Annotated in this window: 9 protein-coding genes; 5 read left to right on the top strand and 4 right to left on the bottom strand. The window is 73.5% G+C overall.

The annotated features are described in order from the left end of the window. Positions 1–34 precede the first annotated feature (34 nt). The gene (locus ACFZA0_RS27730) at positions 35–2,296 is read right to left on the bottom strand and encodes an MMPL family transporter (protein ID WP_391021896.1); all 2,262 of its coding nucleotides are present in this window, start codon (positions 2,294–2,296) and stop codon (positions 35–37) included. A gap of 191 nt (positions 2,297–2,487) precedes the next feature. Between ACFZA0_RS27730 and ACFZA0_RS27725 the strand changes: the two genes are divergently transcribed. The 3 genes from ACFZA0_RS27725 to ACFZA0_RS27715 all read left to right on the top strand — a co-directional run bounded on the left by ACFZA0_RS27725 (position 2,488) and on the right by ACFZA0_RS27715 (position 5,081). Next, complete coding sequence (locus ACFZA0_RS27725; RefSeq protein ID WP_391021895.1) at positions 2,488–3,174, top strand: TetR family transcriptional regulator; 687 nt, start codon at positions 2,488–2,490, stop codon at positions 3,172–3,174. A gap of 7 nt (positions 3,175–3,181) precedes the next feature. Then, a complete protein-coding gene (locus tag ACFZA0_RS27720) occupies positions 3,182–3,964 on the top strand; it encodes an SDR family oxidoreductase (protein WP_391021893.1) in 783 nt (260 codons plus the stop codon). 76 nt (positions 3,965–4,040) lie between these two features. After that, positions 4,041–5,081 carry an alcohol dehydrogenase catalytic domain-containing protein gene (locus ACFZA0_RS27715; RefSeq protein ID WP_391021891.1) on the top strand — a complete coding sequence of 347 codons (1,041 nt, stop codon included), beginning with the start codon at positions 4,041–4,043 and terminating at the stop codon, positions 5,079–5,081. A gap of 252 nt (positions 5,082–5,333) precedes the next feature. On the opposite strand, the gene ACFZA0_RS27710 is transcribed toward ACFZA0_RS27715, so the two are convergent. Both ACFZA0_RS27710 and ACFZA0_RS27705 read right to left on the bottom strand, forming a co-directional pair. Further along, a complete protein-coding gene (locus tag ACFZA0_RS27710; RefSeq protein ID WP_391021890.1) occupies positions 5,334–6,872 on the bottom strand; it encodes a helix-turn-helix domain-containing protein in 1,539 nt (512 codons plus the stop codon). A gap of 161 nt (positions 6,873–7,033) precedes the next feature. After that, complete coding sequence (locus ACFZA0_RS27705; protein ID WP_391021888.1) at positions 7,034–8,023, bottom strand: dioxygenase; 990 nt, start codon at positions 8,021–8,023, stop codon at positions 7,034–7,036. 160 nt (positions 8,024–8,183) lie between these two features. Between ACFZA0_RS27705 and ACFZA0_RS27700 the strand changes: the two genes are divergently transcribed. Together ACFZA0_RS27700 and ACFZA0_RS27695 are read left to right on the top strand one after the other, a co-directional pair. Next, positions 8,184–8,804, top strand: a complete 621-nt coding sequence (locus ACFZA0_RS27700; RefSeq protein ID WP_391021886.1) for an L-threonylcarbamoyladenylate synthase — start codon at positions 8,184–8,186, stop codon at positions 8,802–8,804. Between the two features lie 150 nt (positions 8,805–8,954). Beyond that, positions 8,955–9,710, top strand: a complete 756-nt coding sequence (locus ACFZA0_RS27695) for a dienelactone hydrolase family protein (protein ID WP_391021884.1) — start codon at positions 8,955–8,957, stop codon at positions 9,708–9,710. A gap of 162 nt (positions 9,711–9,872) precedes the next feature. Here the strand turns inward: ACFZA0_RS27695 and ACFZA0_RS27690 are convergent, their stop codons facing one another. Further along, positions 9,873–12,275, bottom strand: a complete 2,403-nt coding sequence (locus ACFZA0_RS27690; protein WP_391021882.1) for a M4 family metallopeptidase — start codon at positions 12,273–12,275, stop codon at positions 9,873–9,875. Positions 12,276–12,815 lie beyond the last annotated feature (540 nt).

The following is a 12,815-nucleotide window of genomic DNA, read 5'->3' as shown; positions in this document are numbered from 1 at the left end:
GCAGGGGCCGCGCCCGCCGCCGTTCGCGGGCGGCTCAGCGCCGTTCGGCGCCGCCCTCGGTGTCGATGTGCGGCAGCACCCGGTCGAGCCACCGCGGTGTCCACCACGCGCGCCCGCCCAGCAGGGTCATCACCGCCGGGACCATGAGCAGCCGGACGACGGTGGCGTCGACGAGCACGCTCACCGCGAGGCCCAGTCCGAGCATCTTGACCACGATGTTGTCGCTGAGCACGAAGGCCGCGAAGACACTCACCATGATGAGCGCGGCGCAGGTGATGACGCGGGCGGTGATCTCCAGGGCGTGCGCGACGGAGTCCTTGGCGTCGCCGGTGCGCAGCCACGCCTCGTGCACCCGGGACAGCAGGAAGATCTCGTAGTCCATGCTCAGGCCGAAGACGATCGCGAACATCATCATCGGCACGTAGCTCTCGATGGGCACCTTGCCCGCCACCCCGAGCGCGGGCCCGCCCCAGCCCCACTGGAAGACGGCGACGACGACCCCGTAGGAGGCGGCGATGGACAGGACGTTCAGCACGGCCGCCTTCACCGCCACGAGCAGGCCGCGGAAGACGGCGAGGATGATCAGGAAGGCGAGCGCGACCACGACGGCGATGATGAGCGGCAGCCGGCTCGCGACGATGTCGCGGAAGTCGACCTGGGCCGCGGTGTTGCCGGTGACGTAGCCCGTGGCCGGGGTGCCGGAGACCGCGGCGGGCAGCGTGGTGTCCTTGAGCCGGTTGACGAGGTCCGTGGTGGCGGCGCTCTGCGGAGACCGCTCCGGGTACACGGTGCCGAACAGCACGTCCCCGTCCCCGGTGGCCCGCAGTTGCGTGACGGTGGCCGCTCCCGGCACCGCGTCCAGCGTCTTCTGCGCCTGCGACGCGAGGCCGGAGCGCTGCGCGGACGGTACGGAGCTCTGGTCGACGACGACGGTGAGGGGGCCGTTGGACCCGGGGCCGAACGCGTCGCTCATCAGGTCGTAGGCCCGCCGGTCGGTGAACGAGGTGGGGTCGGCGCCGTCGCCGACATGGCCGAGCTGGAGGGAGAACACCGGGATCGCGAGGACGACCACGACCCCGACCCCGGCGGCGAGGAACGTCCACGGCCGCCGCTCCACCCGCCGCGCGTAGCGGTGCCAGGTGCCGGTGGGTTCCGCGCCGGGCGCGGCGTCGGTCTCGGCGACCGGGCGGCGCACCCGGAGCCGGTCGACGCGGCGGCCGATCAGCCCGAGCAGGGCGGGCACCAGGGTCAGCGCGCCGGCCACCGCAGAGATCACCGTGATCGCCGCCGCGACGCCGAGCTTGCCGATGAAGCCGACGCCGGACACGTACAGGCCGGCGAGCGCGATGATCACCGTGCAGCCGGAGACGAGGACGGCCCGGCCGCTGGTCGCCGCCGCGTGTCCGGCGGAGCGCACGGGGTCGGTGCCGTCCATGAGGTTCTGCCGGTGCCGGGTGATCAGGAACAGCGCGTAGTCGATGCCGACGCCGAGGCCGATCATGGTGGCCAGGGTCGGCGAGACGGTGGCGAAGGTGAACGCGGCGGCGAGCAGCCCGAGGCAGGCGAGGCCGCCCACGACGCTGATCAGGGCGGTGACCAGGGGCAGGACGGCCGCGAGCACGCTGCCGAAGCCGACGAGCAGGACGACCACGGCCACCCCGAAGCCGATCAGTTCGCTGACCCGGTCGTTGGCCTCGGGCCGGGCGAGTTCGCCGAGCGGTCCCCCGTACTCGACCTCGGCGCCCGCGGCGCGCAGCGGGTGCACCGCGTCGTCGACCCCGTGGAGGTAGTCCGAGCCGAGTCGGCCGGGCTGCTCGTCGAAGCGGACGGTGATGTAGCCGGTCTTCTGGTCGGTGGACAGCGGGCCCACGTCCGGGTCGCCGCCGGAGCGCGCGGCCGCACCGGCCTGGCCGCTCCCCGAGGACGGCAGCGGGCTGGTCACCGACAGCACGTGGGGCAGCTTCTGGAGGTCCCCCACGGTTTCGGACATCGGGGTGCCGAGGCCGGTCAACGGCTTGTCGGCGTCGTGCACGACGATCTGGCCGGCGTAGCCGCCGGCCGCGGGGTCGTGCTCGGTGAGGACGTCGGAGCCGCGCTGGGACTGGGTGTCGGAGAGCGAGAAGTCGTCGGAGTAGTCGCCGCCGAAGGCCCGGTCCAGGAACTGGAGGGCGACCAGGGCCACCAGCCAGGCCACGATCACCAGCACGAAGTGCCGGGCGCACCACTCGCCGAGGCGCCGCAGTACTCCCCCGGACGCTCCCGCCTGCCGCCGCGCCCCGTGTCGGGTGGATGCCATACGCCTTGCCCTTTTCCGCCGGCCGGGACCTCGGACTCCCCCATGGAAGCCCGGTGCGGCCCGCGCGGCATCCCGGTGCGGGGCCGAACGGGGGGTGGCCCGCGCACCGCCGCCGAACAATTTTCCCCACGCGACATATTTCCCGTCGGGACTCATGTCCCACCGGGACACAACAGGTGTACGGTGAACGCATGAAGGCAACGGAGCGAACCCCCGCCGCCTCCGGCGGGACCGTTCCGGAGGACCGGCGTCGGCGCAGGTCGCGCCGGACGCGGGCCGCGCTGGCCACCGCGGCGCTCGACCTGATCCTGGAACGCGGCCTCGCCGCGACCACGGTCGAGGCCGTCGCCGAGCGGGCCGACGTCACCCGCCGCACCTTCAGCAGGCACTTCGCGAGCAAGGAGGACGCCGCCCTCGACTTCGTCCGGGGCGACGGCGACCGCATCAACGCCCTGCTCGCGGCGCGCCCCGCGGCCGAACCGCCGCTGCGCGCCTACCGCCTGGCCGTCCGCGCGTGGCTCGCCGACCGGGACGACCCGGCGTGGCACCTGCGGCCCCGCATGCGGCGGCTGCTGGCCCTGGTCGACACCGAGCCCGCGCTGTTCGCCGCGTACGAACGCATCCGCGTCGACGCCCAGGAGGAGTCGATCCGCCTGGTCGGCGCGCGGCTCGGCACCGACGACGTACGGGACGTCCGCCCCGCCGTCGTGGTCGACGCCGCCGCCGGGGTCCTCACCGCCGCGCTCCGCGTCTGGGCGCGACGCGCGGGCGGACACACCTCGGAAGCCGCAGACCTCGCCGCACTGGTCGAGCAGGCCTACGACTCCCTCCTCACGGAGGCCGCAGCCGCGGCCCCCGACAGCACTACCGAAGAGTGAGCGCACCATGAGCACCACCCCCGTCACCGACTACGCCACCGAGTTCGCCGGCCGTACCGCCCTCGTCACGGGCGCCGCGTCCGGCATCGGCCTCGCCACCGCCCGCCGCCTCGGCGCCGGCGGCGCCAACGTCGTCATCGCGGACTACAACGCCGAGGGCGCCGAGAAGGCCGCCGCCGAGCTGACGGCCGAGGGCGTCTCCGCCGCCGCCGCCGTGCGACTCGACGTCACGCGGCCGGACTCGGTCAAGGCCGCCGTCGCCTTCACCGTCGAGACCTTCGGCGGCCTGGACCTGGCGGTCAACAACGCGGGCATCGGCGGCCCCTCCGCCCCCACCGGCGAGTACGACATCGAGGCCTACGACCGGGTCGTCCGCACCAACCTGGACGGCGTCTTCTACTCGATGCGTCACGAACTGCCCGTGATCGAGGCGGCGGGCAGGGGCGGCGCCATCGTCAACGTGGCGTCCATCCTCGGCTCGGTCGCCTTCGCGGGCTCCCCCGCGTACGTCGCCGCCAAGCACGGCGTGATCGGCCTGACCAAGACCGCCGCCGCCGAGTACGCCGCGAAGGGCATCCGCGTCAACGCCGTGGGCCCCGGCTTCATCGACACCCCGCTGCTGCGGACCATGGACAAGGCCGCCTACGACGCCCTGGTCGGGCTGCACCCGGTGGGCCGGCTCGGCACCTCCGAGGAGGTCGCGGAACTGATCACGTTCCTGCTGTCGGACCGCGCCTCGTTCGTGCACGGCAGCTACCACCTGGTCGACGGCGCGTACACCGCCGTCTGAGCAGCCTCCCCGGCAGGGGACCACGGGGGACCAGCACCACATCCACGGAAGTACCGGCAGACGAAGGAGTCTGGCCATGAAGGCTTTGCAGTACCGCACCATCGGCGCGTCCCCGGAGGTCGTGACCGTACCCGACCCCGAGCCCGGTCCCGGGCAGGTCCTGCTCAAGGTGACCGCCGCGGGCGTGTGCCACTCCGACATCGCCGTGATGGGCTGGCCCGCCGAGGGCTTCCCCTACGAGCTGCCCCTCACCCTCGGCCACGAGGGCGTCGGCACGGTCGCCGCGCTCGGCGCCGGGGTGAGCGGCATCGGCGAGGGCGACGCGGTCGCCGTCTACGGGCCCTGGGGCTGCGGCACCTGCGTCAACTGCGCGCAGGGCAAGGAGAACTACTGCCTGCGCGCGGAGCAGCTCGGCATCCACCCGCCCGGCCTCGGCCGCCCCGGCTCGATGGCCGAGTACCTGCTGATCGACGACCCGCGCCACCTCGTGCCGCTCGACGGTCTCGACCCGGCCGCGGCGGTGTCCCTCACGGACGCCGGCCTGACGCCGTACCACGCGATCAAGGCGTCCCTGCCGAAGCTGGTGCCCGGCTCGACCGCCGTGGTCATCGGCACCGGCGGCCTCGGCCACGTCGCCATCCAGTTGCTGCGCGCCATGACCTCCGCCCGCGTGATCGCCCTCGACGTCAGCGAGGACAAGCTGCGGCTGGCCCGCGAGGTCGGCGCGCACGAGACGGTGCTCTCCGACGCGAAGGCCGCGGACGCGGTCCGGGAGATCACCGGCGGGCTCGGCGCGCAGGCCGTGTTCGACTTCGTCGGCGTCGCGCCCACCGTGAAGATCGCCGGCGCGGTCGCGGCGATCGAGGCCGACGTGACCATCGTCGGCATCGGCGGGGCCCCGCTGCCCGTCGGCTTCGGTCTGCTGCCCTTCGAGGTCTCGGTCAAGGCGCCCTACTGGGGCAGCCGCGGCGAGCTGATCGAGGTGCTGGCGCTCGCCCGCGCCGGAGCCGTCTCCGTGCACACCGAGACGTACTCCCTCGACGACGCGCCGCTCGCCTACGAGCGCCTGCACGACGGGAAGGTCAACGGCCGCGCGGTGATCCTGCCCCACGGCTGACCGACGGCCCGGCGACCGGTCACCGGCCGGTCGCCCATGCCGGGGCGGTCCTCGCTCGGGGAGGATCGCCCCCGGCGTGTGCCCTGCCGCACGGCTCCGCCCCGGGGCGAAGGCGCGACCGGTCCCCCGTTCCGGTCCCGCCCCCGCACGCGGGGAGACCGCCGGGTCGGACACCCGTGCGGTGCGCCGACCCTATGTTCGCGGGCCCGCCCTTGTGAACCGCGCCCGTGCCCGTTCGGGAGCCGCGCGGACTCACCCGTGCACAGGCGAGTCCGGAACGCCCCGGTTCGCCCCGTGCGGCGGCGGCGCCTCCAGTTCGCCGAGGGCCAGGTGCGCCAGGACCACCTCGTAGAGGTCGCTGCCTCCTGCCAGCAACTGCCGCTCCAGGACGGGCTCCGCGCAGCGCACGTGCTCGCGCACGGTCTGCGCGTGGAAGCCCAGCGTCTGCGCGGCGCGCTCCGCGTTGCCGCCGTCCACGATCCACGCCCGCACGGTGGTGCGCAGGTCCCGGGTGTCCGTCGGCAGCCGCCCGAGGAGGTGCCGCGCCCAGGTGCGCACGGCCGCCGCCGACAGAAGGTCGCCCAGCACGGCCGGCGGCGCGGTCCGGCCGGTCCGCCCCGGACCGGCGCCCGTCTCGCCCAGCCCCTCCTGCGAGTTGAGCGCCAGGTGGACCACCGCCCGCGCCCGGAGGTCGGAGAGGTCCGTGCCGAGCAGTCCGGCGAGGCGCTCCATCCGGGCCCGCACCGTGTTGCGGCTGACGCCGAGGATCTTCGCCGCGTTGACGGCGGTGAACTCCAGGCCGAGCCGGGTGGTGGCGAGCAGTTCCGCCCGGGTGTGGTGGGGCAGTTCGTCGAGCGGCCGCAGCAGGGCCGCCGTCCAGGACCGCAGCGCCTCGGGGGCCATCAGCCGCTCGGGGCGGGTGCGTTCGGCGTAGGCGGCGGCGCCGTCCGGCCGGAAGTGCGCGACCGCGAGGGCGCTCACCGCCTGCCCGTACGCGGTGGCGGTGCCGGACAGCCCGTGCCGCGCGCTGCCGCCGACGAAGGTCCCGGGATGCCTGGCGACCAGGGCCCGCAGTTCGTCGCCCGCGGCGGCGACCGGCGCGACGATGATGACGTGGGCGTCGAGCGCCGGGCAGGGCACGACCAGGGCGCGCCCGGCCAGCACGGCCCTGCACTCGGCGGCGAGCGCGTCGCGCTGCTCGGGGCCGCCCTCCACGACGTAGACGCAGGCGGTCTCGGTGTCGAGCAGGCCGGGCCACAGGCCGGCGGCGACGCGGCGCGCGGAGACGACGTCCTCGACCATGAGCAGTTGCAGGATCGCGAGGCGCAGGTCGGAGGCGGCCCGTTGCAGGCGGTCCCCGGCGGCGGCCGTGTCCCGTGCGCGCAGCAGGAGTTCGAGCACGGCGGCGGTGTGCGCGACCACGTCGGCCGTGCCGCGGTCGAAGGGTTCGGTGCGGGAGACGGCGAGCAGCGCGGACGGCAGATGGTCGGCGCGGGCCACGGCGACGAGCCGGACGTGCCGGCCGGCGGTCTCGACGGCCGCCGAGCCGAGGCGTCCGCCGGTGATGTCGGCGGCCAGCTCCTCGTCCAGGTCCAGCGCGCTCCCGGCGAGCCGGGTACCGGTGCCGTCCCGCAGGCAGACCGTGCCGCGCACGGTGTCCGCGAGCCAGGCGGTGATCCGGCCGATGTCGCGCCCGGCGGGCCTGAGGTGGTCGAGCAGTTCCTCCGGCCATCGCGCGCGCCCGCCGGTCCGCGCGGCGTCCGTCACGGTCCCGTCCTGTCGGCCGGCCATCCGCTCTCTCCCTCCGCCTTTCGCGCTCCGGGGCCCCGTCCGTCCCGCTCGGCGACGTTACCCCACCGGCCCGCGCGCCTCCCGGGACGAGAAGCACCCGCTGCCCTCCCGCCCGCGCGGACGGGAGGGCAGCGGCGGCGGGAGCCCTCGCGCGCCGCGCCTCACGCGCCGTCGCCGGGTGCCGGGCCCGGCTCGTCGCGGCGCAGGGTGACGGGGAAGTCGACGGTGCGGTAGGGGCAGGGCAGACCGGCCGCCACGGCCTTCTCCGGGTCGTCGACCGGCGTGAACTCGCGGACCAGGCTCTCCTTCACGCCGAAGACCGCGTCCGAGTCGAGGTAGGGGCTGCCGGCGACGAAGAGGTGGGTGGTGAGCGTGCGCAACCCCGGTGCGGAGACCTCCAGGTGGATGTGGGCGGGCCGGTTCGGGTGCCTGCGCGTGGCGCGCAGCAGCCGTCCGACGGGCCCGTCGTCCGGGATCGGGTAGTGGCGCGGCACGATCGTACGGAACCGGTACGCGCCGTCCGCGTCGGTGGTGAACAGCCCGCGCAGGTTGCCCGCCGGTGCCCCGCCCGGCAGTTGGACGTCGTAGTACCCCTCGGCGTCCGCCTGCCAGACGTCGACGAGGGCGCCGGCGACGGGGGCGCCCTCCGGGTCGAGCACCCGGCCGGTGAACAGGCAGGGCAGGCCGGCGCGGCCGTCGTCGTTGATGTCGTCGCCGAGCGCGCGGGGCGGGGAGGCGACGACGTGGAAGGGGCCCTCCACGGTGGACTCGGTGGCGTCGCCGAGGGTGCCGTTCGCGAGGGTGTCGACCAGCATGGACACCCCCAGCACGTCGGACAGCAGCACGAACTCCTGCCGGGTCTCGCCGCACGTGCGGCCGGTGTCGGTGAGGAACGCGATCGCGGAGCGCCATTCGGCGGGGGTGAGTCCGACGTCCTTGACGAACGCGTGCAGATGTCCGGTCAGCGAGGTCAGCACCTCCCGGAGCCGGTCGTCGGGCGTCCGGGCGAAGGCCGCCGCGACGACCTCGGCGGAGCGCTCCGCGCTGAACAGGCCGTCGTGCGGGGCGGGTTGGGGATCTCCGGGGTCGGCGACACCGCCGATCCCGGGCACGTGCGCGGCGGCGTCGGCGGTCTCGGTGTTCTCGTCCATGCGGTCCTGGCTCTCCGGTGGGCTGCCGGTCCGGGGCGGCGGCCGGGTGCGGACCCGGCGACGGTGCGCCCCGCCTTTCCGCGGACGGTACTCGCCGCGCCGTCCCGCGCGGGGCGGGACGGCGCGGGCGCGCTCCGCGGCCACGGCATAAGCTCGGCGAATGGCCAAGTACTTCGACGTTCACCCCGAGAACCCGCAGCCCCGGACGATCTCCCAGGTCGCCGACAGCGTCCGCGACGGTGCGCTCATCGCGTACCCCACGGACTCCTGCTACGCGCTGGGGTGCAAGCTGGGCAGCCGTGACGGCATCGAGCGGATCAGGACGATCCGGCAGCTCGACGACCGGCACCACTTCACCCTGATGTGCCAGGACTTCGCGCAGCTCGGCCAGTTGGTGCACATCGACAACGACGTGTTCCGCGCGATCAAGGCGTCCACGCCCGGCAGCTACACGTTCATCCTCCCGGCGACGAAGGACGTGCCGCGGCGGCTGCTGCACCCGAAGAAGAAGACCGTCGGGGTGCGCATCCCCGACCACGTCGTGACGCAGGCCCTGCTGGCGGAGCTCGGCGAGCCGCTGCTGTCGAGCACGCTGCTGCTGCCCGACGAGGAGGACCCGATGACGCAGGGCTGGGAGATCAAGGACCGGCTCGACCACGTGGTGGACGCCGTCCTCGACTCCGGGGAGTGCGGCACCGAGCCGACCACGGTCGTCGACTTCTCCGACGGCGAGGCCGTCGTCGTGCGCCGGGGAGCGGGCGACGCGTCGCGCTTCGAGTGAGCCGCGCGGACCGGCGCCCGGGACCGCCCGGCGCGGGGCGGGGGGGGGACCGGTGCATGGTGCACGGAGCGGCGTGCCACCATGCTCGCGGGTGCGGCCTCCGGGCCCGGACCCGTCAACACGACTCCGCAGAAAGGCAGTTCCACCCCCATGACCTCTGTTCAGGGAACGGACGTGGACATCCCCACCGAGGACGGTGTCGCCGACGCCTACCTCGTCCACCCCGCCGACGGCGCCCCCCACCCGGGCGTCCTGCTCTACATGGACGCCTTCGGGCTCCGGCCGCAACTGCGCTCCATGGCCGACCGTTTGGCGGAGGCGGGCTACACGGTGCTGGTGCCGAACGTCTTCTACCGCACCGGCCGCGCCCCCGTCCTCGATCTGCCCGACTTCATCGACGACGAGGCCCGTCCCGCGGTGTTCAAGGTGATCGGCCCGATCATCGGTTCCCTGACGCCCGACCTCACGATGCCCGACGCCGGCGCGTACCTGCGGTGGCTCTCCGCCCGCCCCGAGACCGCCGAGGGGCCGATGGGCGTGACGGGCTACTGCCTCGGGGCGCGCCTGGCGCTGCTCACCGCGGGCACCTACCCGGACCTGGTGGCGGCTGCGGCCGGCTTCCACGGCGGCGGGCTGGCCACGGACGACCCCAACAGCCCGCACCTGGTGGCGGACCACGTCAAGGCGGAGCTGTACTTCGGGCACGCGGACGGCGACCGGTCGATGCCGCCGGAGCAGGTGGAGCGGCTCGAAGAGGTGCTGACGGCCGCAGGGGTCCGGCACCGCGGCGAGGTCTACCCGGGGGCGTCGCACGGATACACGCAGGCCGACACCTCGGAGTACGACCGGGAGGCGGACGACCGGCACTGGGCGGCCCTCCTCGACCTGCTGGGCCGCACCCTCTGACACCCCCGCGGCCGGCGCCTTCCGGGCCCGCCCCGTCCGGCCGCGCCCGGGAACGCCGCGACGCCCGGGGACCGCGCGTCGCGCGCGGCGTCCCCGGGCGTCGTCGTGCCGCCCGGCCCTGCCCGGTGTCCCGCCGATCGCGGGACACCGGCCGGGTGAGGGTCAGCCCGTCGTCAGGGCGGTGTCGTCGACGACGAAGCTGGTCTGGAGCGACGAGTCCTCGACACCGGTGAACTTCAGGGTGACGGTGGACCCGGCCAGGGAGGACAGGTCGAAGGACTTCTGGGTGTACCCGGTGGCCTTGTTGAGGTTGGAGTAGGTCGCCAGGGTGGTCGAACCGGCGGTGACGGTGAGCTTGTCGTACGCGGTGCTCGTGGTCGTCTCGGCGGTGTCGACGTGCAGGTAGAAGGTGAAGGTGGCCTTGCAGCCGCTGGGGATGCTCACCGACTGGGACAGCGTGTCGGTGTGCGTGGCGCCGTAGCCGTCGAGCCACGCCTTGTACGAACCGCCGTGGGCCGCCTCGCCGGTGTCGGTGGTGATGACGCCGCTGCTGGCGGTCCAGGTGGTGTTCCCGGACTCGAAGCCGGCGTTGCCCAGCAACTGTGCCGCCGAGCAGGTGCCGCCGCCTCCGGAGGAGCTGACGGTCCAGGTGAAGGCCGCGGTGCCCTTCGCGCCGGTGCTGTCGGTGGCGGTGACCGTCACGCTGGAGGTGCCCGCCGTGGTGGGCGTTCCGGTGATCGCGCCGCTGGAGCTGATGGACAGGCCGGCCGGCAGGCCGGTGGCCGAGTAGGTCAGCGAGCCGCCGTTGGTGCTGCTGCCGGAGAGCTGGAGGCTCACGGCGGTGCCCACGACGGACGACTGGCTGCCCGGGTTGGTGACGGTCACGCCGGTGGTCGGCACGGTGATGTGGCCGCCGACCGCGATGCCCGCGAAGGCGTTGCCGACACCCGCGTACTGCGCGGACCCGGTGCCGTAGAGGGCCGCCGCCGCGTTGAGGGCCGCGGTGCGGGCGGACGCGTAGTTGGTGCTGGACGTCATGTACGTCGTCAGCGCCTTGTACCAGATCTGGAGGGCGGCGGCCCGGCCGATGCCGGCGACGGCCACGCCGTCCGCGGTCGGGCTGTTGTAGGTGACGCCGTTGATGGTCTTGCTGCCGCTGCCCTCGGACAGCAGGTAGAACATGTGGTTGGCCGGGCCCGACGAGTAGTGCACGTCGAGGTTGCCGACTCCGGAGTACCAACTGTCCGCGGAGCCGCCGTCCTTGCTCGGCTTGTCCATGTAACGCAGCGGCGTGCCGTCGCCGTTGATGTTGATCTTCTCGCCGATGAGGTAGTCGCCCACGTCGGTGGAGTTGTTGGCGTAGAACTCGACGCCGGTGCCGAAGATGTCGGAGGTCGCCTCGTTCAACCCGCCCGATTCACCGGTGTAGTTGAGGCCGGCGGTGTTGGAGGTGACGCCGTGGCTCATCTCGTGGCCGGCCACGTCGAGCGAGGTCAGGGCGTGGGTGTTGCCCGAGCCGTCGCCGTAGGTCATGCAGAAGCAGCTGTCGTCCCAGAAGGCGTTGACGTAGCCGCTGCTGTAGTGGACGCGGGAGTAGGCGGCGACGCCGTTGTTCTTGATGCCGTTGCGCCCGAAGGTGTTCTTGTAGAAGTCCCAGGTCTCCTGCGCACCGTACGCGGCGTCGGCGCCCGCGGTCTGGGTGTTGGAGCCCGCGCCGGTGCCCCAGACGTCGTCGGCGTCCGTCATCAGGGTGCCGGTGCCGGAGGTGGCGTTGTTCAGGCTGTACGTCTTGTGGCCGCCGCGCGTGGTGTCGTAGAGCTGGTAGGTCGACCCGGACAGCGTGGTGCTCAGGCTCACCGAGCCGCTGTACTGGGTGTTGCCCGTACCGGTCTTGACGTCGTCGTAGCGGTACAGCTCGGCGCCGCTCGCGGCGTCGGTGACGACGTGCAGCTTGCTGGGGGTGCCGTCGTCCTGGAGGCCGTCGACCACCGTCTCCCAGGCGAGCTTCGGGGTGCCGCTGCCGGCCCAGATCACCTTGCGGGCGCTGTCGGTGCTGGGGGACACCGCGTCGAGCGACTTGGCGGTCCTGAGGGCCTTCGCCGCCGCGTCGGCCTTGCTGACCTCGGCGGTGGTGGAGGACACCTTGACGGTGCGGCGGCCGTTGTTGAAGGTCGCGCCGACGGTGCCGGTCGCCTTCGCGGCGGGGGGCGTGTGCACGACGAGGTCGGCGCCGAGGACGGGCAGCCCGTCGTAGGTGCGCTCGTAACGGGTGTGCACCGTACCGTCGTTGTCCTTCACGACGTCCTTGACGACCAGCTTCTCCTTGGCGCCGAGGCCGAGGGTGCGGGCGGTGTCGTCGCTGTTCTGCGCGGCGCTCCTGACCAGGGCGGTGTGCTGGGCCGTGGTCAGCGGGGCCTCGAGCGCGCCCGAACGCAGCGGACTCGGGTGGGGGGCGGCGGCGGGCGCCGCGCCGGCCGGGACCGTCTGGACGCCGACGGCCAGGAAGACCGCGGCGGAGACCAGGGCGGCTCCGAGCGTGGTCCGGGTGTGGGGGATGCGTCTCACTCGTACTCCTCCTGCGGCGGCCGCGGGTGACGGCCGATGACAGACCGGCCAGACGGGTGTGCTGGCCGGGGAGAGCTGAGCTGTGCGGGGACCGCTTCCTGTGGACAGGCGGTGACGAACCTGTGCGACAGTCGGTGGGACACTGACAGGGTTGGCCTGCGCATGTCATCCCAATGGAGCGCATTCGAGGGTTATCCCTCTATGACGCGCGGGCCGACCCTCAACCCGCGTAGACCAAACCCCGGTTCGAGGCACACGGGCGGGCGACGGATCGGCCGGTCCGATCCCGTGGGCAGGGGGCGAGAACCGGCCACGCCACACCCGCCCGCGATGCGTATGTTCCGTTTGTGACGGAAGTTAGCCTCTGGTGATACAGAGTTAATCGGATAGTTAGTCGGATACTTTCGACAAGCCCTTGCTTCCTATGGTGTGGACGCATAAACCTGACTTCCACAACGAGGCCGAAATCGTTCGGACGGCTCGCGACCGCGACGCCCCGGGACGGCCCGCTCCGATCCCGTCCGATCCCCGCTGATCCGA

It is taken from the genome of Streptomyces sp. NPDC008150 (assembly GCF_042956945.1).
GTDB lineage: Bacteria > Actinomycetota > Actinomycetes > Streptomycetales > Streptomycetaceae > Streptomyces.
This window is presented reverse-complemented; position numbering and strand designations above follow the sequence as displayed.